This window comes from Cohnella nanjingensis (assembly GCF_014212125.1).
Lineage (GTDB): Bacteria > Bacillota > Bacilli > Paenibacillales > Paenibacillaceae > Cohnella > Cohnella nanjingensis.
Map to the genome: position 1 here is coordinate 43,470 of NZ_JACJVP010000036.1, position 23,792 is coordinate 67,261.

Here is a 23,792-nt window from a genome sequence, read left to right on the forward strand (position 1 = left end):
GCGCGGCGGATGATCATCGGAATCGGTCTCGACGTCGTAGAGATGGAACGGATGGCGAGGCTGCTCGCCGGCGACACCGGCCGCAAGTTCGCGGAGCGGGTGCTCACGGCAGCGGAGCTCGTCCATTATGCGGGCATGCAGCCCCGCCGCGCGGTCGAGTTCGCCGCGGGCCGGTTCGCGGCCAAGGAAGCCGTGGTGAAGGCGTTCGGCTGCGGCATCGGCGCGACCGTCGGCTTTCGGGACATCGAGCTGCTCCCGGATCCGAGCGGGCGGCCAATGTGTCGCCTCGGCGCGGATGCGTGGGAGAGACTGGGCCTGCCGGAGGCGGGACATTCGATCCACGTCGCGATCACGCACGAACGCAAGCTGGCGGCCGCGACGGCGATCGTAGAGACGGTGAACGCAGGTTAAGAGGGAAAGCCCGGGCGTCCGAGGGACGTACGGGCTTTATTTGCGGGCGGCGAGCCATGCGGCGAGGGCGTCGATCTCTTCGGCCTTCAGGCGTTTGCCGAAGCCGGGCATAAGACTGCCGCCATCCGCGATCTGCCGGCGGATTTGGTCCTGATCGATCCGCGCGCCGACCTCCCGGAGGTCGGATTCCGGCCCCATCTTGCCTTGGAGTTCGCCTCCGTGACAGGAGATGCAGTTGTTGCGATAGAGGGCGACGGTCTCCTTCGGTCCATCCAAGGGGGCGGGGGTAGCCCCGGTCTGGGATTTGCCTGAGCCGCCGCCTCCGCCGCAGGCCGACAAAGCCATGGCCGCCAGGATGGCTCCGGTCCATCCGGCCTTTCGAAGCCGGCGAAGGACAATTGGGTCTTTTTGCAAATGTACCCTGCTCCTTTAGTTCCGTATAATGAGTGAAGTACATACACGCTTGAATCAACGGCATCGACGACATCACGAGGAGCGCAAATGACCATTCATTATTTTACCATACTTATGAACCATCTCGAACATATGCAAGTGGAATTGACGGCGGCATCCCAAACGAGCCTCGAACCGGGCCAGCCGGCCGAAGAGTCGCGCGCCTACGATTGCAACCGGATTCTGCTCGTGACCGGCGGCCAAGGAACGCTCCGGCTGGAGGAGCGGACGGAGGAACTCCTTCCGGGGGTCTGCAGCATTCTGCAGGCGGGCGTCCCGCATGCCGTGGAAGCGGATGCAAAAGGGACGCTGACCTACAAATGGTGCCACTTCCGGGCCAGCTACACGGACAGGGAGCTGTACAGGATCCTGCGGATTCCCCATGCGGTCCGGTTCGAGCCCTGGGGCGAGCCGGCCGCGCTGCTGGACGGGATCGCCTCTTGGGCCGTGAAGTCCGCGCTGACGTCGCGGCTTCGGATCAAGGCCGCGCTGCTGGAGCTGATCAGCCTGTATCTCGAACATAGCGAGTTCGTCCTGTCCGACGTCGCGCCTTCGCCGGAGATGGTGAAGATCGAGTCCGTGCTGCGATATATCGACGCGCATCTCGCCGACAGCATTACGGTAGAGGAGCTCGCGGGCCTGGTTTACTTGCATCCGAACTACTTCATCGTCTTTTTCAAGGGGATGATGGGCTGTTCGCCGATCCAATACGTGAACCAGCGCAGGATGGAGACGGCGAGAGCGCTGCTGGCGCAGCCCGATTGGAACGTCTCGGACGTCGCGGCGAGCATCGGCATGAAGATCTACTATTTCTCGCGAATGTTCAAGGCGCACACCGGCTTGACGCCGAGCCGGTACCGCAAGCTCGCGGCCTCCGGATCGCTGGGGACCGGCGTGCCCGGCCAAGCGGAGACCGCGGCGGCCGAGGAGTCGGCCGTGCGGCAGGAGAAGCCGGCGTCGCCCGACGAGAAGGCGGCTGGACGAGCGGAGCGGACGGCGATATCTGAAGAGCGCAGAGCACGGCAGGAGGAGCTGACAGATGATCGGCATGAATGAACGGACGCTGAAGGCAGCCTTCAGCGAAGGGCTGCTGGGCTGGTACAAGGTCGCGAAGCGGGATCTGCCATGGCGCAGAAGCCGGGATCCCTATCATATCTGGATCTCGGAGATTATGCTCCAACAGACGCGGGTGGATACGGTCATCCCATACTTCAACCGGTTCGTGGAGCGGTTCCCCACCGTCGCGGATCTGGCGGCGGCGCCGGAGGAGGACGTGCTCAAGGCTTGGGAGGGACTCGGCTACTACTCCCGCGCCCGCAATCTCCAGGCGGCGGCCCGCGAGGTGACGGAGCGTTACGGCGGCCGGGTGCCCGACGACAAAGCGGCTGTCTCCGGGCTGAAAGGCGTAGGGCCTTATACGTCGGGCGCGATCATGAGCATCGCGTTCAACCGGCCCGAGCCGGCGGTGGACGGCAACGTCATGCGCGTGCTGTCCCGGTATTTCTGCATCGACGAGGACATCGCCCGGCCGGCGACGCGGATCGGGATGGAGGGACTCGCCCGGAAGCTGATTCCCGAGGGCGAAGCGGCTGACTTCAACCAGGCGCTCATGGAGCTCGGCGCGATGATCTGCACGCCGAAGTCGCCGAGCTGTCTGGTCTGTCCCGTGATGGAGCATTGTCAGGGGCGCCAAGCCGGCCGGGAGGAGGAGCTGCCGATCAAGACCAAGGCAAAGCCTCCCAAGCCGCAGTATCGGCTCGCAGCGCTGACGCTGGACGCCTCAGGGCGCGTGCTGGTGCGGCAGCGGCCGGAGCAGGGGCTGCTCGCCCGGCTCTGGGAGCTGCCGCATGCGGAGATCCCGGACGCGGAGCAGTGGCGCTCCGCGGAGGCGGCGCCCGCGCTGTTCGAAGCGGCGATGGCGGCCGAAGGGCTGGCCATACGCGCCGAGCGGCATATCGCCGACGCGGAGCACATCTTTACGCATCTGCACTGGTATGTCCGCGTCTGGACGGCCGAGCTGACGGACGGAGGCGAGGCGGCGGGAACGGGCTCGGGCTCGCTGCCGGAGGGATACCGGTGGATCGGGCCGGCCGAATTCGAGCAGCTCGCTTGGCCGAACCTGTTTCGCAAGCTGCTGGCGCAGCATTTCTCCGGGGCGCTGGAAGCCGCGGCCGGAGCGGAGCGGCGGATTTAGCGCAGGGAATCGCTGTACAAGCATACTGACCCTTGGGATCGGCGCCGACTTTGTGCGTGGCAACGCAGGTCAATCGGCTGGTAGGGCCAGCGACCAAGATCGCTTCATCGGATAGCCGAGCCAGCACTCAAGATCGCTCCACGGCTTGCTATGCCGGTTGGTGCGATCTTTTTTTCGTGATACGATAGTCGGTAAGAACGCCGGATATTCGCCCTGGATGAAGGCGCGAAGCGATACCGGACAGGAGGCGCCGTATGACCGTACCGTTGAAGCTGCCTAAGGAACACAAAGACCGGATCGTCGACCGTGTGCAATCGTACTTCGAGACAGAGCGATCCGAGGAGTTCGGCCGGCTGGCTGCCGAGCAGCTGCTCGACTTCATGATCGGAGAGCTGGCCGCACCGATCTACAATCAAGCGATCGGGGATGCGCGCCAGTCGCTGCTGTTGAAGATGTCTGAGCTGGAGGACGAACTGTACGCGGTGGAACGGCCCATAAGCGTTGACCGGAAGTAGAAGGAGGGGGAGCATGAAGAAGATCGTGATCGGCAGCGTCTTGCTCCTGAGCGGCATCGCACTCTACATCGGGGTTCATATCCCTGCGGCGCATTATATGTCGCAATTATCGGGCTGGAGTACGCCGCCGGGACCGTATGCGACGTCGCTGCAAGCCACGGGCGGAATGGCGGGGCACAGGATCGCCATATGGCTAGGCGTTGTCGGTTTGCTGTTCTATGCATGGGAATTGGGCGCTCCGTTAGTGAAGCGGTCCGCTCAAGCGATCCGCGAAGCGGATAGGCGCTTCGACGAACAGCGTGCTGAGGAGCGCGAACAAGGGGAGAGGCAGTGACGAGGCTTTGCCTGCCCGCTAGACCGCCAAAGAAGGTACTTAAACTACCTACATTCGCACGTTTTGGCGCCCGACCGCCAAAGAAGGTACTTAAACTACCTACATTCACATGTTTTGCCGTCCGACCGCCAAAGAAGGTACTTAAACTACCTACATTCGCACGTTTTGCCGCCCGACCGCCAAAGAAGGTACTTAAACTACCTACATTCGCACGTTTTGCCGCCCGACCGCCAAAGAGGGTACTTAAACTACCTACATTCGGGCATATTGCCGCCTGACCACAGCGCATATCATCGTCCACCCGCCAATATCCACCCGCCAATATCCACCCTCCGGACCCTACGCGATCATCGGCTGTCGCCATCCAGGGCAGCCGCAGTCCTCTCGAGACAACACCCCGCCCACGAAAAAGAGGCCACCCGCGCGGGTGGCCTCTTCAATTGCCTCAAGTGGGTTGCTTACTTCGCGGCGTCGTAGCGCTTCGCGACGGCGTCCCAGTTCACGACGTTCCAGAAGGCGCCGATGTAGTCCGGGCGTTTGTTCTGGTACTTCAGGTAGTAAGCGTGCTCCCAGACGTCCAGACCGAGGAGCGGCGTGTCGCCTTCCATGATCGGGGAGTCTTGGTTCGGCAGGCTGTATACTTTGAGCTTGCCGTCTTTGCCTACGGCAAGCCATGCCCAACCGGAGCCGAAGCGCGTCGTCGCCGCAGCGGCGAACGATTCCTTGAACTTGTCGAAGCCGCCAAGCTCGCTGTCGATCGCGGCAGCCAGGGCGCCCGTTGGAGCTCCGCCGGCGTTCGGGCCGATCACTTCCCAGAACAGGGAGTGGTTCGCATGGCCGCCGCCGTTGTTGCGAACAGCCGTACGGATGGATTCGGGAACGGCGTTCAGATCGGAGATCAGATCTTCGATGCTCTTCTCAGCAAGCTCGGGAGCGGACTCCAGCGCCTTGTTGAGGTTCGTTACGTAAGTATTGTGGTGACGGTCGTGGTGAATCTCCATCGTCTGTGCGTCGATGTGCGGTTCGAGTGCGTCGTTCGCGTAAGGAAGAGCGGGCAATACGTGTGCCATGATTAGAAAACCTCCTTCATAAACTGGGTAGTAACCTTCCTCCGTATTATCTCTGATTTTACATAGTAAATCAACAAGGATGTTTAGAAAGTCGAACGAAAATGATCAACCCGGTTAGAATGTCCTATTCGCTCGCGGCTATGCGATAGGGCCAACGGCGCAGGAAGGGTCCTGCAGGATACAAGCGAAATCCCCGTATTTCGCCGAATTCGGCGAAATTGGCAGATTTATTGAGGTTTACACCATGTAACCGCTTCATTTAAAGCGTTTTCACGATAATTCCCTCGATTTCTACAAAAAAATTTATGTTTTCTTAACAAAAGGGGAGGAAATTTTCGAAAAATTGTCGTAAGATTAAATTACGTTAAAGCGACGTTAAATCAACACCGCCGCCTCTACTTTAACTGAATCCGGGGAGATCACACATGCAGATTCGAGCGTTCCAACTATCGGATTACCGTTCCGTTGCCGAGCTTCTTGAAATTGCGTTATCGGAGGAATGCTGCGAAGAGACGATGTCGGCTTTGTCCAGACAGCTCTCTTGGGACAGCGAATTGGTTCTGGTCGCCCAGCGGGAAGACGCGATCGTCGGCGTCATGATCGGCACGATCGACCAGAGCAAAGGGTATGTGTATCGCATCGCCGTCCATCCGGACAACCGCCGCCAAGGCGTAGGGAGGTCGCTAGTCTCCGCCATGAACGTGCGATTCCGTCAGCGCAACGTGATGAAGGTGTTGATTGCAGGGGACAAGCATAATGAAATGCTGCTTCCGTTCTACCAATCCGTAGGCGAGCAGGCGCTTGATCTCGTGAAGCTGTCGCGTCCGTTGTCGATCGTGGCCGGCTGACGATCTTCGAGCGGACAAGCTTGGCTAAGGAGAGCATATCTTACGCGTCGATAGGGACCGATTATTCGGTTGCTTTTGGCCATAAGATATGCTTTTCTTATATTATCTTATCCGGATTTCGGCAGGAGGCTTGGCATGGAGCGCAGCGGCCTGATTCCGTCTTCTTACGAGCGCTGTACGATCAAGAGTTTCAAACATAACGGCTCGGTTCACCGCGTGTGGCTCGAGAACTGGCAGGTGCCGCCGGAGAAGTTGCATCCCATGCACGCCGATCAAGCGATGATGGTATTCGTGAACGATCACACGCCGATCCGGGAGGCGGACGGCAAGGAGTGGGTCAGCCGCGTGCCGGCCGTCTCGTTCTTCATTCCCGGCGAGTGGTTCAATGTCGTTGCGCTGTTGGAGGACCGAGGGGTCCGTTACTATTGCAATGTGGCTTCGCCGCCATACCGTTACAGCGACGTGCTCACCTACATCGATTACGATCTGGACGTCGTGCTGCTCCCGGGCGGGACGAGCCAGGAACTGGACCGCGACGAGTACGACAGGCACAAAGAGGATTACCGCTACAGCCCGTCGGTGCAGGATCAGGTGGAGAGAGGCTTGCAGGCGCTGCATGGACGAATCGCGGCCTACGCTTCTCCGTTCGGAGACGGCCAGGTACGCCGGTACTACGAAGAATGGAAACGACAACAGATCGCTAGCGAGGGAGACTAGAGACACGTATGAGTGATCCCGTGAGTTCGGCCCCGGCGGGGAGATCGCGCGCCGTGAAGCCGCCCCGACCCGCATGGCTGCGAGAAGTAGTGGATTGGGCCAAGGCGATCGCCATCGCGCTGGTCATCGTGTTCCTGCTGAAGACGTTCGTGTTCCAGCTGTCCACGGTCAAGAGCATCTCGATGCAGCCGACGCTGTACGAACGGGAGTGGCTGTTCATTAACAAGATCGTCTACGAGACCGGGCATCCGAAGCGGAGCGACGTCGTCGTCCTCAAGGACCCGAGCAATGACGACGGCAAGAAGAAGTTTCTCGTCAAAAGGGTGATCGGCGTTCCCGGAGATACGGTGGAGGCGCGCGGCGGCCAGCTCTATCTGAACGGCGAGCTGAAGGTCGAGGCTTACACCGACGCGGCCATCGAAGACGGCGACTTCGGGCCGGTGAAGGTAAGCGACGGACATTACTTCGTCATGGGCGACAACCGCCATAAGGACGCCAGCAAAGATAGCCGAACGTTCAAGGAAGTACCCGAGAAGGCGATCATCGGCCGCGCGGAATTCATCCTGTGGCCGATCACGCGATGGACCCAGCTCTAATCACGAACAACGCAGAATCGACAACGACGGCGACGCGCTGGCGCGCAAAGCGATCCATCCGGCCCGCCGGCAGAGAACGGAGGGACGACGGATGGACGCGAACATGACCTTGCGCGCAGGAGAGCGGGACCGGGCTTTCTGGACCCACTTGAAGGAAGAGATGGTCGCGGCGGCGCCCGGTCTTGGCATCGACAAGATCGGCGTAACGACCGTCGATCCGTTCCTCGAGCTGAAGGAGCGCCTCGTCCGGCATCGCGAGCTCGGATACGAATCCGGCTTCGAAGAACCGGATCTGGACAAACGGACCGATCCGTCGCTGCTGTTCGAAGAGCCCCGCTCGATCATCGCCATCGCGGTCGCCTATCCGTCGAAGCTGAAAAATCCGCCGATATCGGAGCCGGGCGCGCGCAGGGGCATCCTGTCACGCTCGGCGTGGGGCGAGGACTATCACGCCGTGCTGAATCGGCGTCTCGAGCGGCTCTCGGCCTGGCTTGCGGAGCGGGTGCCCGACGCGCGGGGACTATCGATGGTGGACACCGGCGCGCTGTCGGACCGGGCCGTCGCCGAGCGCGCGGGTATCGGCTGGAGCGGCAAGAACACCATGATCCTGACGCAGGAATGGGGCTCGTGGGTCTATCTTGGGGAGATGATCACGAACCTTCCGCTGCCTCCGGATACGCCGGTCGAGGAAGGCTGCGGCGAATGCACCAAATGCATCGACGCCTGCCCGACGGGGGCGCTTGTGGGACCGGGGCAACTGAACGCTCAGAAGTGCATCTCCTTCCAGACGCAGAACAAAGGGATCGTCTCGGACGAGATGATGCTGAAGATCGGCAACCGGCTGTACGGCTGCGACACGTGCCAGATCGTTTGTCCCGTCAACCGGGGCAAGGACGCCAGGCACCACGCGGAGCTGCTGCCCGACCCCGACGTCGCCAAGCCGCTGCTCCAGCCGCTCCTCGCGCTCGGCAACCGCCAGTTCAAGGAGCGGTTCGGGACCAGCAGCGCGGCCTGGCGGGGGCGCAAGCCGATCCAGCGCAACGCGCTCATCGGCCTCGGCAACTTCCGCGACGCGGCGGCCGTGCCGGATGTCGCGCGCGTGCTGCGCGAGGACCCGCGCTTCGAGCTGCGCGCGACGGCGGCCTGGGCTTTGGGCCGCATCGGCGGCGATCAAGCGGAAGCGGCGCTGCGGCAAGCCGCGGAGACGGAGCAGCACGAGCAAGTGGTCGAGGCGGCGAACCGGGCGTTAGCCGCACTCGCCGATCCAAGCCTGCGCACGACGCGAGAGAAAGCGAACGATAATGGAGGCGTCCACTAGGATGATGAATCGAATCGGCCGGAAAGCGCCGGCAGCGGCCGGCGGCACTTCAGCAGCCCAAGCGCTCGTATGGACGGAGATGGACTCGCCGCTCGGGAAGCTGACCCTCTGCCGGACGGACGCGGGGATCTGCCGCGTGGAATTCGGCGGCTGGGAGACCCGGAGCTGCTCGGCCAAGGCTTGGGCGCACCGCTGGTGGCCGTCCTTCGCGTTCCGCGAGGACGCCGAAGACGAAGTCCTTCGGGAGGCCGTCAGCCAGCTTCGGCGCTACTTCGCGGGCGAGCTGCAGGCGTTCGATCTGCCGCTCGATATGAGAGGGACGCCGTTCCAGCGGAAGGTGTGGCAGGCGCTGCGGGACGTGCCTTACGGCGCGACGGCCGCCTATCGGGACATCGCCGCCGCCGTAGGCGCGCCTCAGGCGGTCCGGGCCGTCGGCGGCGCGAACAACCGCAACCCCGTCCCGATCGTCGTGCCCTGCCACCGGATCATCGGCGCCAACGGCGCGATGGTCGGCTACGGCGGGGGGCTCGCGATCAAGGAGCGGCTGCTTGCGCTTGAAGACGGCGCGCCGGCCGCTGCGGAAGTCTTGGGGCATTGAACGAGAGCGGCGGATCGTATAGTAAAAAAGCTGGTCCGGGGTCATGGAGTCGACCGCCGAGCCAGCTTTTTTCGTTCGTCAGTAGGGATGAGCCAGCTCTATGCCGCAGAATCTCCGTTCATGAGGTATACCGGGGCCAAGGTGCGACCATCCTCGGTGTGAGATAACCGCAGAAAGCGGTTATCTCGGTCCGTGCCAGCCTCATTCTGCGGGAGATAACCGCAGAATGAGGTTATCTCGGCCCGTGCCAGCCTCATTCTGCGGGAGATAATCGCAGAAAGCGGTTATCTCGGTCCGTGCCAGCCTCATTCTGCGGGAGATAACCGCAGAGAGAGGTTATCTCGGCCCGTGCCAGCCTCATTCTGCGGGAGATAACCGCAGAGAGCGGTTATCTCGGCCCGTGCCAGCCTCATTCTGCGGGAGATAACCGCAGAAAGCGGTTATCCCCGTCCAGCTGCGTCTATCGGCATGGCCGAAGGCTTGTGCCGGACCCCTTCGCTGCCGCGGCTACACCGTGCCAGCCAGCACGGATGCCGGCGGCGCGGCCCGCTTCTTGCCCTTGCCGTGCGGAATGCAGAGCGGCGTGCCGTAGAGCGGGTCCGCCATAATGTCGCACTGCAGGCCGAATACGGCTTCGATGAGGCGCGCGTCGACCATCTCGGACGGATTGCCCTGCGCGTAGACGGCACCGTCCTTCACCGCCACGATATGGTCCGCATAGCGGCAGGCAAGATTAATGTCGTGCAGCACCATGACGATGGTGCGCTGCTCGCGCGCATTCAGCTCGTAGAGCAAATCGAGCACCTCGATCTGGTGCGTCAGGTCGAGATAGGTGGTCGGCTCGTCGAGCAGAATGACGTCCGTCTGCTGCGCCAGCGTCATCGCGATCCAAGCCCGCTGGCGCTGGCCGCCGGAGAGCGAGTCGACGGAGCGCTCGGCCAGTTCGTCCATGCCGGTCGCGGCGAGCGCTGCCTTGACGCTGGCTTCGTCCTCGGCCGACCACTGCTGCAGCCAGCTCTGGTACGGGTACCGGCCCTGCTTCACGAGCTGCAGCACGGTGAGCCCTTCCGGCGCCGTCGGCCCCTGCGGGAGGATGGCCATGCGCTTCGCGACTTCCTTGGTCGTCAGCTTGGCGATATCCTCGCCGCTCAGGACGACCGAGCCCGTCTGCGGCTTCAGGAGCCGCGCCATCGCGCGGAGCAGCGTCGACTTGCCGCAGCCGTTGCTGCCGATGAGCACGGTCGTCTCTCCCGAAGGGATGGTGAGGCTCAATTCCTTGAAGATCGACGTTCCCCCGTAGGATAGCGTCAACTGCTTGGCTTCCAAAGTTGCCATGCGTATCCCTCCTCGCTACTAAGCTTTCCCTTGACGGTACAACAAGAACAGGAAGAACGGCGCGCCGACCGCGGCCGTGAATACGCCCGCCGCCACGTCCTGCGGGTAGAAGGCGGTGCGCGCGACGAGATCCGCGCCGAGCAGGATGAGCGCGCCGAGCAGCGCGCTGACTGGCAGCAGGCCGCCGAAGGACGGCCCGACGAGCTTCCGCGCCATATGCGGCGCCATCAGCCCGATGAAGGAGATCGCGCCGCCGATGGCGACGGCCGCGCCCGCCAGCGCGACGCTCAGCAAGAGCAGAATCAGCCGCTGCCGCGGCACGTTCGCGCCCGCGCTGCCGGCGACTTCCTCGCCGAGCGCTTGGACGTTGACGTGCCGCGCCTGCAGCCAGGTCAGCGGCAGCAGGATCGCCACCCAGGGCAGCAGCGGCAGCACTTCCTTCTGCCAGGAGGCGCCGTAGATGCTGCCGGTCATGAACGTGACCGACTTGACGGCCAGCATGAACGGGCTGGAGATGATGAGCATGTAGGCGACGGCTTTGAACGCGGCCGATAGCCCGGTGCCGATCAGCACCAGCCGGATCGGCGAGACGCCGTTCCGCCAGGCTAGCGCGTAGAGCAGGGCGGTAACGGCGAACGCTCCGATGATCGCCCCTACGGGCATCCACTTGATGGACAGCGTCCCGTAGAAGAAGTAGAGGAACAACACCGCGCCGAGCGATGCGCCCTCCGTGATGCCCGTCACATCCGGGGAAGCGAGCGGGTTGCGCACGAGTCCTTGCAGGACGGCGCCGGCGACGGCGAGCGAGGCGCCGACCAGCACGGCCACGACGATGCGCGGCAGTCGCAGTTGATTGACGACGATCTGGCTCATGGCTTCGCCGCCGCCGAACACCGCGCGGACGACATTCGTCGGCGAGATCCAAGTGCTGCCGATGCCGGTGCTGACGATCATGACGGCGGCCGTCAGCAGGAAGAGGATGACCGTCCAGCGGACGGCTTTCCGGTCGACCAAGAGCGAGAGGCGGGGTTTGTCCGTCCGCCACGCGACGTATTTGCTCATCCGATGCGTCTCCCCTTCCGTGCGATATAGACGAAGAACGGAACGCCCAGGATGGCCGTAGCTACTCCTACGGGAATCTCCGACGGCATCGCGATATACCGCGAGCCGAGATCGGCGGCCACGAGCAGGATCGCCCCGAAGAGCGCGCTGAACGGGATGAGCCAACGGTAGTCGCCGCTAATGAAGTAACGAACGATGTGCGGGATGATGATGCCGACGAAGGCGATGGGACCCGCGACCGCTACGGAGGCGCCCGCCAGGAGGATGACCGCGAGCGAGGCGAAGCCTTTGATCTTCGCGGTCGACTGGCCGAGCCCCTGGGCGACGTCGTCGCCCATCTCCAGCACGTTCAAGTGCCGGGACAGCAGCAGCGCGATGACCATGCCCGCAGCCATATAAGGGAGAACGGCGACGAGCATGTTCATGTCCCGGCCGGCGACGGAGCCGACCATCCAGATGAGCACCTGGTCGAACATGCGGCCGTCCGCCAGCATGTAGCCCTGGGTCAGGGAGAAGAAAAACGCGGCGATCGTCGCGCCGGCGAGCGTAATCTTCACGGGCGTCATGCCGTCGCGTCCCATGCTGCCGAGGATGTAGACGATCGCGCCGCTGACCGCCGCGCCGACCAGCGCGACGAGCGTCAGCGCGCGCATGCCGGTGAAGCCCAGCAGCCCGGAGCCGAGCACGACGAAGAACGCGGCGCCCGAATTGATCCCCAGCGTGCTGGGGGAGGCGATCGGGTTGCGCGAGATGACCTGCATGAGGGCGCCGGCGACGGCGAGACTGCCGCCTACGCACGCGGCGACGAGCGCCCTCGGGACGCGCGCCGTGCGGATGATCAGTTGCGCTTGGGAGGCGTCGTAGTGCGTGAACGAACGGACGATCTCCGCGAAGGAGATGTTCGTGATCCCGAAGGCGATGCTGCAAGCGACGGCGACGGCGAGGAGGAGCGCGAACAAGGCGAAGAGAAGAGATTTCATTTCATGGCGGCCTGCTTCCTATCTAATAGCCCCGGAGGGCGCATCATGTCTCATTGAAGAATTCTAGATTATTGTCGATTTGATGTCAATGAGAATGATTATCACAAAATCGTTGACAGCGGCAGGAACGATCCGATATAGTGGACCCTGTGAGTGATAATGATTATCAACGGTTATGGGAAATAAGGGGGAGCAACGGTGGCAAACAGAAAGAAGTTGGGTTGGAGCATCTTGGCGCTTATTCTCGTCGTGGTTATGGCGGGATGCGGAAATAAAAACGGAAACGACGCGGGGAGTTCGCCTTCGGCGACCGGCACAGCGTCGGCTTCGGCCTCGGCCTCCGGGGACGACGGCGGGCTGCGCACGGTGAAGCACGCGATGGGAGACGCCCAGGTCAAGGCGCACCCGGAGCGGGTCGTCGTGCTGACGAACGAAGGGACGGAAGCGGTGCTGGCGCTCGGCATCAAGCCGGTCGGCGCGGTCAAGTCGTGGACGGCCGATCCTTGGTACGATCACATCAAGGATCGGATGGAAGGCGTGACGGTCGTCGGCGACGAAGGCCAGCCGAACCTCGAGCTCATCGCGGGCCTGAAGCCGGACCTCATCCTCGCGAACAAGATGCGCCACGAGAAGATCTACGACCAGCTCAAAGCGATCGCGCCGACGGTCGAATCCGAGACGCTGCGCGGCGAGTGGAAGACCAACTTCAAGCTCTACGCCGAAGCATTGAACAAGCAAGCCGAAGGAGACAAGCTGGTCGCGGACTTCGACGCCAAGGTCGACGACTTTAGAACCAAGGCCGGCGACAAGCTGAAGGAGACGGTCTCCGTCGTCCGGTTCATGGCCGGCAAGACGCGCGTCTATCATCAAGATACGTTTACCGGCATCATTTTCAAGCAAATCAGCCTTGCCCGCAACCCGATGACGTTGAACGCGAAGGAGCAATTCGTCGACGAGATCACGAAGGAGCGCCTGCCCGAAGCCGACGCCGACCGCCTGTTCTACTTCACGTACGAGACCGGCGACGGCAAAGGAACGGCGCTGGAGCAGGAGACGACGGCCGATCCGATCTGGAAGAGCCTGAACGCCGTGAAGAACGGCAAAGTCTACCGTGTCGACGACGCCGTCTGGAACACGGCGGGGGGCATCATCGCCGCCAACCTGATGGTCGATCAGCTGGCGGACATCTACGAGATCAAGCTGTAAGACGCCGCGAACCGCGCACCAATCCTCCGTCCCGCCGGGCGGAGGATTTTTTTTGCGGGGCGCGTTTAGGGCTGCGCATTCATTTCCCCGCCGGAATAACCGACATAAAGAGTAGACGTCAACGAGAGTCGTACCTACATCGGCAACGGGAGCGAGATAGATGAAATTAACGGATATCGAGAGTGTAGAGCCGGGGCAGACGCTGGGCAAGACGATCTTCTCGGAGAACGGCACGGTGCTGCTCTCCGCGGGCGTTCATTTGACGGTGTTCATGATCAGCACGTTGAAGCGCCTGGGCGTCACGATGGTGTACCTTAGCGATCCGTCCGCGCCGGATATTCAGATCGACGAAGTGCTGTCCGAGGAGACCAAGCAGATGGTCGTCCAGCAGATGTCCTCGACGTTCGAGGCGCTCCGTTCGGGCAAGCCGTTCAACACGCGGGCGATCAGCATGACGGTCGACCAGCTGATGGACGACGTGTTGAAGAACCAGAACGTGCTCGTGCAGCTGTCCGACATTCGGACCGAAGACAATGCCATGTTCCTTCACGCGATGAACGTCTGCATGATGGCGACGATGGTCGGATTGAACATGGGCTTGAATATGATTCAGCTGAAGGAGCTGGCGATCGGGTCCATGCTTCACGATATCGGCAAAGTCGGCGTCTCTCGGGAAACGGAGGAAGAGGGGCGTGCCCACCACGCTTGGCGGGGGTTCGATCTGCTCAAGCTGAAGCGGGAGTACAGCCTGCTGATCTCGCATGTGGCGTTCCAGCACCACGAGTCGGTAGACGGCAGCGGCAAGCCGCGGGGGCTGTCCGGCGACGAGATCCATCTCTATGCCAAGATCACCGCGGTCGCCGACCGCTACGACAATATGGTCAACGGCATCAACGAGGAAGGGCGGCGGCTGCCGCCGCACGAGGCGATCGAGCGGCTGCACGCGCTGTCGGGCAGCGTGCTCGAACGGGACGTGCTGGTCGAGTTCCTGCGGATCGTCTCGGTCTATCCGAACGGCATCTCGGTGCGGCTGTCGAACCGGCAGACGGGCGTCGTCGTCGGGCAGCACCGCGGCTTGCCGGGCAGACCTATCGTGCGGGTCATCGAGAAGGACGGGGAAGACGCCGTCGAGGCGCGCGAGATCGACCTGGCGCAGCATCCGACCACGTTCATCGAAGCCGTGCTCAATTGACGGGGCGGGTGCGGTTTCGCTGCGGGACGCTGGCGATATCCGGCAGACGGGGCCGTGTTGCCCGCGGGTCGCGGCCATGCTATCATAGGTTAACAAGCCTTGCGCCCGGCGCACGCGCCATCCGCTGGGCTTTTTATACTGAATCGATAGTCGGGGGTATGGAAGCACATGACGTTTTGGAACATTCTCATTCCGGTACTGACGCTGATCGTCGGCCTGGTGCTTGGATTTATCGTCGGCGTATTCTATCTTCGCAACCAAATGACGAAGATGCAGAACAACCCGGACATGCTGGCGAAGATGGCCAAGCAAATGGGCTACAATATGAACAAGCAGCAGCTTCAGAAAGCCCAGCAGATGATGAAGAACCAGAACTTCAAATCCCGCAAATAAGCGGGATTTGCCGGTTCGGAGCGAGCGCTGCGAACATCGCTATCTAAGGGGGATACCTATGGCGGGTCTGAAGGATTATGTCAACGAGCGCGTATCGGCGAACCGCGAGCAAGTGGAGCATCACGTTCGCGAGATCCTGAAGCTGATCGGCGAGGACGTGGAGCGGGAAGGTCTGCTCGACACGCCGGCGCGGGTAACGCGGATGTACGAAGAGATATTCGCCGGATACGGGGTCGATCCACGCGACGCGCTCGGCGTCACCTTCGACGAGCGGCACGAGGAGCTCGTCATCGTGAAGGACATCGTCTACTACAGCCAATGCGAGCACCATATGGCGCCGTTCTTCGGCAAGGCGCATATCGGCTACATTCCGAGCGGCAAGATCGCCGGCCTCAGCAAGCTGGCGCGTCTCGTCGAGGCGGTCACGCGCCGACTGCAAGTGCAGGAGCGCATCACCTCGCAGGTTGCGGATATCCTCGAGGAAGTGCTCGAGCCGCACGGGGTGATGGTCGTCGTCGAAGGCGAGCATCTGTGCATGTGCTCGCGCGGCGTGAAAAAGCCGGGCAGCAAGACGGTGACCTCGGCCGTACGCGGCCAATTCCGCCAGAGCTCGGCGCTGCGATCGGAGTTCCTGTCGTTAATCAAGGAATAATCCGCAATAGCAGAGCAAAGGACCCAGCGCAGTCGCGCCGGGTCCTTTTTTATCGTCATCGATGATCAGGGCTTACGGCCAACGGACCCGGTACCAGTACGGATAGAGCTCCTCGTACCCGAGCTTCGCGTACAGCCGCTGAGCGGGCGCATTGTCCTGCACCACTTGGAGGTAGCTCGCGATCGCGCCGCGATCGCGTCCCCATTTCAGGACGTGCAGCAGCAGCTGTTCCGCGATTCCGCGGTTCCTCAGCTTCGGATCGGTGACGATATCGTACAGTCCGACGAACCCGTCTTCGATGACGCCGATGCCGCAGGCGACGGGAGCGCCCTCCCAGTGGAGCGCGAAGAATCCCTTGCGCAGACAGCCCGGCGCGAACATCCGGCTCGCGGTCGCTTGCTGGCGCTCGTTCAGCGGCAATAGGGAGGAGGCGGCGGCGAGCCAGGCGGCGGAGAGCTCCGATTCGATGCGGACGTCGCGCAGCTCCGGCTCGGGCAGCGCCTGCGCCGTTAACGACCGCGTCTTCACGACGGACAAGTCCTGAACGGCGTATCCGTAGTCGTCCAGCCTCCGATCGAGGCCCGCCGGCGCCGCGAACGGCGTAAGCTTGAAGATGGCGGGCAGTCCGGCGGCGTGGTAGAGGTCCTCGCAATAGCCTACCTTCTCGCGCAGATCCGGGATGCTGCCCGCTTGCAGCGGCTGCACGGAGTTGGCCCGCTTCGTGTACCCGTCCGCCATCCGAATGACCCAGCCGTCGTACAAGATTTGCTGCAAAGCCGGCCAAGCGTTTAACGTCAATTGTTCGATACGTTCGCGCACGCGCCGTCCCCCCTTCTCCCTCGCCGATCGGTTCGACGCTTGCCGGCGTCGTACCGTTATCCGTCTCAGGTCGTAAGAATAAATATACATATAATTTGATAAATATACAACCTCTTATCGTCCCCGCCCAGGCCCTTTTCGATCGACACTTTGTCCACGTTGGATAAGAAGAAGGCTAATTTGAACATCGAATCCGGGTTCGAAGTGGATTATGATGAATTTAAACGTTTTCAATACTTCGAATGGGGGCAAACGAATCATGGGTTCTTCCAATAAAATCCGCATCGGTCTCATCGGCGCGGGCAACATCGGCAACGTGCATCTGCAGGAATTCGGGAAGCTGGGCAACGAGTGCGAGATCGTCGCGATCACGGACGCGTACCTGCCGCTGGCAGAGCAGCGCGCGCAGCAATACGGCATCGCGACCGTCTCGCCGTCGCCGGAGGCGCTGATCGCCCGTTCGGATATCGACGCGGTTATCGTCGCCGTGCCGAACCAGAGCCATGCGCCGCTCACGATCAGCGCGCTGGAGAACGGCAAGCACGTGCTGGTCGAGAAGCCGATGGGCCTCGACGCGGCTGCCGCCAAGGACATCGTCCGGGCGCAGCGGCGTCACGGCAAGACGGTCATGGTCGCCCATCAGATGCGCTGGGAGTGGCTCCCGCTGCATGTGAAGGAGCAGATCGACCGAGGCGAGCTTGGACGCATCTACACCGCCAAGACCGGCTGGTACCGCCGCAAAGGCATCCCGGGATGGGGCACCTGGTTCACCCGGCACGACCAAGCCGGCGGCGGTCCGCTGATCGACATCGGCGTTCATATGCTGGATCTGGCGTTCTTCCTGATGGGCGAGCCCAAGCCTGTCTCCGTCTACGGCTCGACGTACGCCGAGTTCGGCCCGCGGCGCAAGGGCATCGGCACGTGGGGCAAGCCGGATTGGAACGGCGTCTACGACGTCGAGGATCTCGCGACCGCGATCATCAAGATGGAAGACGGCTCGTCGCTGACGCTGGAGGTCAGTTGGGCGGTCCATATGAATACGGACAGCAGTCCGTTCGTACACCTGATGGGCTCTGACGGCGGCGCTTTCCTGCGCGGCGGGGAAGGCAAGTTCCTCACGGAGCGGTTCGACCAGACCGTCGACGTGCCGCTCGCGACGCCGGAGAACGACGAAGGCGGACGCGTCCGGCTCAGCCGCCACTTCCTCGAATGCGTCCGCGAATGCAAGACGCCTTGGACGTCCGCGGAGACGGGGCTGCGCAGCAATCTGATCATCGACGCCATCTACGAATCTTCCCGCACCGGCGGCGAAGTGAAGCTGGACTGGAGCCTGTAATCCAGCGGCAAGGCAGGGTCATAGCCACCGTATCGCGGTCTCGGAGCCGCCATCCGGTGGCTTTTTGCCGTTCAGGGGTGGGAGGGGGAACTCGCCGGGCGACTGATCCGGGGATTGACGATCGCGCGAGTCGAAGCCGGCTGAACTTGTTGCGAATGGCGCTATGAGCATATATCCGATTGTGATAGAATAGAGATTTGGGAAAGGCGAAAAACGTCGAATGATGGCGTGGGCTGTCCATCGTAACGCGATTTTCAAATCGCAAATCTAGTATCGTATCGTCAATTGCAAAACGTAATATTGCCTATTCATTGTCAAATCGCAATTCGCGTATCGCATCACGCAAAGACGGGAGATCGGTTCATGGGCAAGCGAAGCATGGGAAGCAAGGGCATCAAGCTATGGATCATCATCTCCGCCGTCGTGTTCTTGTCGGTCGCGATCACGTTCGCATTGAATACGGTCGTCGGCTACGAGACCCAGAAGCGCGCGCTCTCCTCCAATACGCTCGAACTGAATCGCATTACGGCGAACGAGCTGAGCCGGACCACGCAGACGATCGTTTTGTCCATGAAAGAGACGATGAAGACGGCCGCGGACTACTTCTCCGTGCCGCGCAATCGGAGCGACGGCGTTCAAGGCCAGATGGACTTCCTCCGCAAGAGCGTTCCGTACTTCAATTCGGTCGTCTTGGTGAACGAGGCCGGAGTCGTCGTCTCGACCTCGCCGGAGACGCTCAGCCTCGTGGGCCAGCGGTTGACTTCCGCGGAGGCAAAGCAAGCGCTCGAGCTGCGGAAGCCGCTCATCTCGGCCCCGTACAAAGCGATCACCAAGCGGCTGATCGTCATGGTCAGCTACCCGATCTTCGATGCGGCCGGCCAATACAAGGGCTTCGTCGCCGGTTCGATCTACTTGCAGGAGGCCAACGTATTCCAGAAAATTCTGGGCGAGCAGTTGAGCAACAAGAACGGTTCCTACTATTATGTCGTCGACTCGTCCGGCAATCTGATCTATCATCCCGATCTGACAAGGGTCGGGGAGAGAGTCGGCGAGAACCCGGTCGTGCGAGAGATCATGAACGGGAAGGGCGGCCAGATGCCGGTTACGAACACCAAGGGGACGCGCTACCTGGCGGGTTACTCCATCGTGCCGGCCGTCGGCTGGGGCATCGTCTCCCAGACGCCGCTGGCCAACGTGGCGTCCAGCGTGAGCGATATCGCCGTTCGGATGGCGGCCATCTCCGCGCCGTTCCTGGTGGTCATCCTGCTGCTCGTCGTTTGGCTGTCCCATCGACTCACCTTGCCGTTGAATCGATTGGCGCACTACGCGTCGGCGTTCAACCGAGGGGAGGCCGTCACCGTGCAGATCCCGCAGGCCAGGCATTGGACGTATGAAGCCAACGAGCTCTTCAGGGCCGTATCCGAGTCCTTCCGCATGATGGGCTCCCGGACGGAGGAATTGTCCGATCAGGCCCATACCGATCCGCTGACGGGACTGGCCAACCGCAGGTTCCTGGACACGGTCGTGGAGCATTGGGTGGAGCAGAAGACGCCGTTCGCGATCGTCATGCTCGACTTGGACCGCTTCAAATCGATCAACGACACGTTCGGCCACCAGCAGGGGGACGAGGTGCTTCGATTCCTGGCCGAACGGATCCGCAGCGAGAAGCGCGACATCGACTTCGGCTGCCGCTACGGCGGAGAGGAGTTCACGCTGCTGCTCCCGTACGGAGACAAGGAAGTGGCTTTCCTGCTGGCGGAGCGCATCCGGCTGCGCATGGCGGAAGAAGACAGTCCGATCGGCCGGCCGGTCACCCTGTCGCTCGGCATCTCCTCCTTCCCTTATGACGCAGAGGATGCGGCGACGCTGTTCAAACAAGCGGACGACGCTTTGTACGAGGCGAAGGAGACCGGCCGCAACCGTACCGTCGTCTACCAGCGGGAGCGGGCGGCGAAAGTCTGAAGACGCGGCTAGGAATTCTGCATCGTTCCTTCTCCTCTCGCCGTTCATTCGCTTTGCTTAACGCTCTTTAACGTCCACGACGAGACAATCCCCGCCGGAGGCTGACGCCTCCGAGCGGGGATTGTTGCCGTTCGTATGCTTAATAGGGCGTCCATTGGAGCTTCCGCGCTTCGCCGAACCGGTCGGCGACGAATGGCCAGTTGACGACGTTCCACCAATCCTTCACGTAATCGCCGCGGTTGTTCTGGTGCTTCAGGTAATAGGCATGCTCCCACACGTCGAGCGGGAGCAGCGGGACGACGTCCCACTGGGATAGATTCTGATGCTTCTCCGCCGTCAGGATCTCCAGGCGATGCGCGCGGGGGCTCCAGACGAGGATCGCCCAACCGCCGCCTTCCACCTTGTTCGCGGCTTCGGAGAATTGCTGCTTAAAAGCGTCGTAGCTTCCGAAGTCTTTCGCGATCTGATCGGCCAACGCCCCCGTCGGCTTGCCTCCGCTCTTGGGCGCCATCGCGTCCCAGAAGATCGTATGCAGATAATGGCCGGCGCCGTTGAACGCCAGTTCCCGCTCCCAATGCTTGACGAGATCGAAGTCGCCGCTGCGTCTGGCTTCGGCGAGCTTCTGTTCGGCTTTGTTCAGGCCGTCGACGTAGCTCTGATGATGCTTGTCATGGTGGATCCGCATCGTCTTCTCGTCGATGTACGGCTCCAGCGCTTGGTAGGGATAGGGCAGGGGAGGCAGCTTGTGGCCGCCGATCGGCACGGGCTGCCCGCCGGACGCCGGCGCGCGCGGAGAGTCGGGCGTCCAGGACGCCGGGTCGTCCGCATCGCGCCGTTCGTGGCCGTCTGCCGGCTGGGGCCCGCCATAGCCTTCGGGACTGTCGTCCTCCATCTCCTGCGAGCCGGCAGACGGCTGGAGGGCCGTCAGCGTGACATCCGTTCCGAGCGCGCGCACGACGGCGCTGTCGGCCTGCAGCAGCTGCAGCTGACGGGAGAATTCCCGCGTCTGATACACCGACTCGTTCACCAGTCCCCGCAGCAGGGCGGCGCGAATCGGGGGCGCCGCATAGAGCGGCTCGGCTTGGGCTTCTCCCTGTACCGAGCGAGCCGCCGAGATCGTCAGATCCAGCACGCGTTCCCATTCCTGCAGCAGACGCACATAAGGCGGCTCCAGCTCCGTCAAGGATTGACGGAGCTGAGCCGCGTGTTCTTTCTCGCGCTTCTTGCAATAGATCACTTCATCCAGCAGCCGATTCGACAGCATCGGGCATTCCCCCTCCTCGCGCACCCGTGAGTATCGAGCGAGCATCGCTTCGTACCCAACGTATGCGGAGAGGAGGTTGGCCTATGCCTCCGATCAAGCGGAGAGCAAACCGCGCGTGCCTGCGAGCCGGGAGGCCGCCAAGGCGTCGATCCCGCTCAGGAAGGCGGTGGTCCGCGCGACGTACTCCTCCGGATGCGTACGGAAGATCATCTCGTGAATCGCGTTCGGCACGATCCAGAGCTGAGACTCCGGATTGTGCTGCGACGCGGCGATGCGCTCGGAGATGCCGTAAGGGGCTTTGGCGTCCGCGGTGCCGTGAATGAGCAGGATCGGGAAGTCGTAGGCCTTCGATTCGACCTCGCCCGACGGGATCTGATCCAGGTACGTGCCGCTCCACAGCGGCAGGAAGAGACGGATCAAGTCAACCGAGACGATATGGGGTAAGACGGTAAAAGGCTTCAGATTATGGGCGAGCGTATCCGTGCTCGGCACGAAGGTGCTGTCGAGGATCATCCCGTCGATCAGCCCGGTATGCAGGGCGGCCTGCAGCGCCGTGCCGGCGCCCATGGAGAATCCCCAGACGACGAGCTCTTCCGTGCCGCGCTCGCGCGCGTACTGCAGGGCGCCGATCAGCTGCTGCGATTCTTCGCGGCCGCCGGTCGCGGGCGTCCGGTGCTTGGCGTCGGCATAGCCGTAATCGAACATGAGCACGTTGTAGTGGAGCCCGTGCAGCAGGTCCGCGAGATCGTACATCGGGACCCAGTATTCTTCGCGGTTCGCGCCGAACCCATGGCTCAGGACGACCGTGCGGACGCTGTCGCCGGCAGGGATCCACCAGCCGTTCGTCTCCCGCGCGCCGTCGGCGCTGGGAAAGGTAACGTCCGCGTAAGCCAAGTTCTTGGCCGCGAGCGGGTTGGTATTCAGCGCGGCGATCGGAGGATGGGTGAGCATCCAAGCGATATATCCGTTGAACGCAAAAAGGAGCAAAACAACCGTGCAAGCGACAGATACGGTGGTGACGGCGAAAGCCCGGGCGATGCGATGGCGAAACGCCGTTCGCGGTGCGGGATCGATCGCGGGAAGCGCCCCGGGGCCTAGGGACAAAGGCGTCAATACAGTTGTGCTCATCGGGTTCGCCTCCTATCTGTAAGCGCTTGTAATTCTCTGATAATTTAAATGTAGGGCTTTGCGACTAGAGCGTCAACGCGCTTTGTCGATTTGTAAGAGGTGTGTAATCGAACTGTAATACTAGCTTCCTGCATTTACTAGGCTTGCGCCTTGGGTTATACTAGGTGTACTATTGTTTCACAGAGTGAAACGGACGGAGCGGGAGGGACTTTCGTTGGAAGAGGAGAAACGAACCGTGCGCGCGGTGGAGCGGGCGCTCGATATCTTGCTTGTCTTCGCGGCGGGAGGCGAGTGGGGGCTGTCCGAGATCGCCGTGCGATGCGGCTTGCACAAGAGCACCGTGCACCGGCTGCTTGCCACGCTGGAGGAGAAGGGCTTCGTCGTCCGGGATGAGGTGACGGAGAAGTACAAGCTTGGACTGCGCATCCTCGAGCTGTCCGCGCACTTCGCTACGTCGGACGACCCGACCGTCGTGCTGATCGGCGAGATGGTGAAGCTCCGCGACCAGTTGGGGGAGACGATCAGCCTATATGTCCGGGACCGGCTGGAGCGGGTACGCATCCAAGCGGTACAGAGCGAGCAGGCTATTCGGCGGGTTGCGCCCGTAGGCGTGCGATTGCCGCTCTCCGTGGGCGCGTCCAGCAAGGTGCTGCTCGCGTTCGCGGAGCCTGGCGTGCGGGAGGCGCTGCTCGCCGACCCGTCTTGGCCGGCGGGCTTGCAGGGCCCGTCCTACACACAGCAGCTGGACGAGATCGTCTCGGCCGGGTACGCGACCAGCTTCGAAGAGCGCGAGCCGGGCGCGGCGGCCATCTCGGCGCCGATCTTCAACCGCGCGGGCAAACTGGTCGCCGCGCTCGCCGTCTCGGGGCCGTCGAACCGCCTGACGCCGGACGTCATGCAGGAGCGGTCCCCGGCCATCGTCGGCGCCGCCAAACGCATGGGCGCGCTGCTGGGATAGATGGACGTAGCTGACTAATAGGTGAGGGGCTGCCCCAAGGGTCGATACGGACCGAGGGGGCTGCCCCTTTGCATATTCTCGCGCTGATGGCGGCTAAGTGATGTTATTGGGTACAACACGTTATGTATTTTCTCGCTGTCGGCGGCAGGGAGAGGTACTGGGTACGTCACGTTGGGCCCCCAAGCGCCGCTGGTTCTCAAGTGACGTACTGGGTACGTAACTTTGAGCTACCAAGTGCCGCCAGCGCTCAAGGGACTCTCCCAGAAGGCCGATTGGGCCCGGAGGGACAGTCCCTTGGTGCATATACTTCGTGACATAGCCAAAATGCGCACATTCACCGCTCCAGCCCGCCGACCGCCAATGTAGGTAGTCTACATCCGCCCATTCACCGCTCCGGCACCCCGAACTCTGATGTAGGTAGTTTACATCAATGGCCTTGCATTAACGCTAA

At 62.2% G+C, this 23,792-nt stretch carries 25 protein-coding genes; 17 read left to right on the forward strand and 8 right to left on the reverse strand.

Annotated elements, in window-relative coordinates; translation table 11 throughout:
• Positions 1 to 9: 9 nt before the first annotated feature.
• Positions 10 to 411, forward strand: coding sequence for a holo-ACP synthase (gene acpS, locus H7C19_RS21595; protein ID WP_185671141.1), 402 nt, complete (start codon positions 10 to 12; stop codon positions 409 to 411).
• 36 nt (positions 412 to 447) lie between these two features.
• Here the strand turns inward: acpS and H7C19_RS21600 are convergent, their stop codons facing one another.
• Positions 448 to 825, reverse strand: coding sequence for a c-type cytochrome (locus H7C19_RS21600; protein WP_246469649.1), 378 nt, complete (start codon positions 823 to 825; stop codon positions 448 to 450).
• Between the two features lie 114 nt (positions 826 to 939).
• On the opposite strand from H7C19_RS21600, the gene H7C19_RS21605 reads away from it, so the two are divergent.
• The 4 genes from H7C19_RS21605 to H7C19_RS21620 all read left to right on the forward strand — a co-directional run bounded on the left by H7C19_RS21605 (position 940) and on the right by H7C19_RS21620 (position 3,907).
• Positions 940 to 1,920, forward strand: coding sequence for an AraC family transcriptional regulator (locus H7C19_RS21605; RefSeq protein WP_221469391.1), 981 nt, complete (start codon positions 940 to 942; stop codon positions 1,918 to 1,920).
• Positions 1,913 to 3,058 carry an A/G-specific adenine glycosylase gene (gene mutY / locus H7C19_RS21610; RefSeq protein WP_185671165.1) on the forward strand — a complete coding sequence of 382 codons (1,146 nt, stop codon included), beginning with the start codon at positions 1,913 to 1,915 and terminating at the stop codon, positions 3,056 to 3,058. The genes H7C19_RS21605 and mutY overlap by 8 nt, the downstream gene beginning before the upstream one ends.
• A gap of 254 nt (positions 3,059 to 3,312) precedes the next feature.
• Entirely contained in the window at positions 3,313 to 3,573 is a 261-nt protein-coding gene (locus H7C19_RS21615) for a DUF2164 domain-containing protein (protein ID WP_185671143.1), read from the forward strand.
• Positions 3,574 to 3,586: 13 nt separating this feature from the next.
• Positions 3,587 to 3,907, forward strand: coding sequence for a hypothetical protein (locus H7C19_RS21620; protein ID WP_185671144.1), 321 nt, complete (start codon positions 3,587 to 3,589; stop codon positions 3,905 to 3,907).
• Positions 3,908 to 4,365: 458 nt separating this feature from the next.
• Here H7C19_RS21620 and H7C19_RS21625 read toward each other — a convergent pair whose 3' ends face one another.
• Positions 4,366 to 4,977, reverse strand: a complete 612-nt coding sequence (locus H7C19_RS21625) for a superoxide dismutase (RefSeq protein ID WP_221469392.1) — start codon at positions 4,975 to 4,977, stop codon at positions 4,366 to 4,368.
• A 425-nt stretch (positions 4,978 to 5,402) separates the two neighbouring features.
• Here H7C19_RS21625 and H7C19_RS21630 point away from each other — a divergent pair, with 425 nt between their 5' ends.
• From H7C19_RS21630 to H7C19_RS35310, 5 genes are all read left to right on the forward strand, one after another.
• Complete coding sequence (locus H7C19_RS21630) at positions 5,403 to 5,825, forward strand: GNAT family N-acetyltransferase (protein ID WP_185671145.1); 423 nt, start codon at positions 5,403 to 5,405, stop codon at positions 5,823 to 5,825.
• A gap of 135 nt (positions 5,826 to 5,960) precedes the next feature.
• Positions 5,961 to 6,542, forward strand: coding sequence for a DUF402 domain-containing protein (locus H7C19_RS21635; RefSeq protein ID WP_185671146.1), 582 nt, complete (start codon positions 5,961 to 5,963; stop codon positions 6,540 to 6,542).
• A gap of 8 nt (positions 6,543 to 6,550) precedes the next feature.
• Positions 6,551 to 7,138 (forward strand): signal peptidase I, encoded by a 588-nt coding sequence (gene lepB / locus H7C19_RS21640; protein WP_185671147.1) that lies wholly within the window; start codon positions 6,551 to 6,553, stop codon positions 7,136 to 7,138.
• 91 nt (positions 7,139 to 7,229) lie between these two features.
• Positions 7,230 to 8,456, forward strand: a complete 1,227-nt coding sequence (queG, locus tag H7C19_RS21645; protein ID WP_246469650.1) for a tRNA epoxyqueuosine(34) reductase QueG — start codon at positions 7,230 to 7,232, stop codon at positions 8,454 to 8,456.
• Positions 8,457 to 8,460: 4 nt separating this feature from the next.
• Positions 8,461 to 9,054 carry a methylated-DNA--[protein]-cysteine S-methyltransferase gene (locus H7C19_RS35310; RefSeq protein WP_281384922.1) on the forward strand — a complete coding sequence of 198 codons (594 nt, stop codon included), beginning with the start codon at positions 8,461 to 8,463 and terminating at the stop codon, positions 9,052 to 9,054.
• A gap of 507 nt (positions 9,055 to 9,561) precedes the next feature.
• On the opposite strand, the gene H7C19_RS21655 is transcribed toward H7C19_RS35310, so the two are convergent.
• The 3 genes from H7C19_RS21655 to H7C19_RS21665 are packed head-to-tail and all read right to left on the reverse strand — an operon-like array spanning position 9,562 to position 12,431.
• On the reverse strand, positions 9,562 to 10,389 hold the full coding sequence (locus H7C19_RS21655; RefSeq protein WP_185671148.1) for an ABC transporter ATP-binding protein: 828 nt from the start codon (positions 10,387 to 10,389) through the stop codon (positions 9,562 to 9,564).
• 18 nt (positions 10,390 to 10,407) lie between these two features.
• Positions 10,408 to 11,451, reverse strand: coding sequence for a FecCD family ABC transporter permease (locus H7C19_RS21660; RefSeq protein WP_185671149.1), 1,044 nt, complete (start codon positions 11,449 to 11,451; stop codon positions 10,408 to 10,410).
• Positions 11,448 to 12,431: a FecCD family ABC transporter permease gene (locus H7C19_RS21665; protein ID WP_185671150.1), complete on the reverse strand. Its 984-nt coding sequence runs from the start codon at positions 12,429 to 12,431 to the stop codon at positions 11,448 to 11,450. Before H7C19_RS21665 ends, H7C19_RS21660 begins: the two co-directional genes overlap by 4 nt.
• 255 nt (positions 12,432 to 12,686) lie before the next feature.
• Here H7C19_RS21665 and H7C19_RS21670 point away from each other — a divergent pair, with 255 nt between their 5' ends.
• The 4 genes from H7C19_RS21670 to folE all read left to right on the forward strand — a co-directional run bounded on the left by H7C19_RS21670 (position 12,687) and on the right by folE (position 15,874).
• On the forward strand, positions 12,687 to 13,637 hold the full coding sequence (locus H7C19_RS21670; protein ID WP_185671169.1) for an ABC transporter substrate-binding protein: 951 nt from the start codon (positions 12,687 to 12,689) through the stop codon (positions 13,635 to 13,637).
• 160 nt (positions 13,638 to 13,797) lie between these two features.
• Entirely contained in the window at positions 13,798 to 14,829 is a 1,032-nt protein-coding gene (locus H7C19_RS21675) for an HD-GYP domain-containing protein (RefSeq protein ID WP_185671151.1), read from the forward strand.
• Between the two features lie 168 nt (positions 14,830 to 14,997).
• Positions 14,998 to 15,222 (forward strand): YneF family protein, encoded by a 225-nt coding sequence (locus tag H7C19_RS21680; protein ID WP_185671152.1) that lies wholly within the window; start codon positions 14,998 to 15,000, stop codon positions 15,220 to 15,222.
• Positions 15,223 to 15,280: 58 nt separating this feature from the next.
• On the forward strand, positions 15,281 to 15,874 hold the full coding sequence (folE, locus tag H7C19_RS21685) for a GTP cyclohydrolase I FolE (protein ID WP_185671153.1): 594 nt from the start codon (positions 15,281 to 15,283) through the stop codon (positions 15,872 to 15,874).
• Positions 15,875 to 15,946: 72 nt separating this feature from the next.
• Here folE and H7C19_RS21690 read toward each other — a convergent pair whose 3' ends face one another.
• Complete coding sequence (locus H7C19_RS21690) at positions 15,947 to 16,693, reverse strand: GNAT family N-acetyltransferase (RefSeq protein ID WP_313731908.1); 747 nt, start codon at positions 16,691 to 16,693, stop codon at positions 15,947 to 15,949.
• A 259-nt stretch (positions 16,694 to 16,952) separates the two neighbouring features.
• Between H7C19_RS21690 and H7C19_RS21695 the strand changes: the two genes are divergently transcribed.
• Both H7C19_RS21695 and H7C19_RS21700 read left to right on the forward strand, forming a co-directional pair.
• On the forward strand, positions 16,953 to 18,029 hold the full coding sequence (locus tag H7C19_RS21695; RefSeq protein ID WP_185671155.1) for a Gfo/Idh/MocA family protein: 1,077 nt from the start codon (positions 16,953 to 16,955) through the stop codon (positions 18,027 to 18,029).
• 363 nt (positions 18,030 to 18,392) lie between these two features.
• Complete coding sequence (locus H7C19_RS21700) at positions 18,393 to 19,991, forward strand: sensor domain-containing diguanylate cyclase (protein ID WP_185671156.1); 1,599 nt, start codon at positions 18,393 to 18,395, stop codon at positions 19,989 to 19,991.
• Between the two features lie 139 nt (positions 19,992 to 20,130).
• On the opposite strand, the gene H7C19_RS21705 is transcribed toward H7C19_RS21700, so the two are convergent.
• The gene (locus tag H7C19_RS21705; protein WP_246469651.1) at positions 20,131 to 21,255 is read right to left on the reverse strand and encodes a Fe-Mn family superoxide dismutase; all 1,125 of its coding nucleotides are present in this window, start codon (positions 21,253 to 21,255) and stop codon (positions 20,131 to 20,133) included.
• A gap of 93 nt (positions 21,256 to 21,348) precedes the next feature.
• Positions 21,349 to 22,383: an alpha/beta hydrolase gene (locus H7C19_RS21710; RefSeq protein ID WP_185671158.1), complete on the reverse strand. Its 1,035-nt coding sequence runs from the start codon at positions 22,381 to 22,383 to the stop codon at positions 21,349 to 21,351.
• A 214-nt stretch (positions 22,384 to 22,597) separates the two neighbouring features.
• Here H7C19_RS21710 and H7C19_RS21715 point away from each other — a divergent pair, with 214 nt between their 5' ends.
• The gene (locus tag H7C19_RS21715; protein WP_185671159.1) at positions 22,598 to 23,341 is read left to right on the forward strand and encodes an IclR family transcriptional regulator; all 744 of its coding nucleotides are present in this window, start codon (positions 22,598 to 22,600) and stop codon (positions 23,339 to 23,341) included.
• Positions 23,342 to 23,792 lie beyond the last annotated feature (451 nt).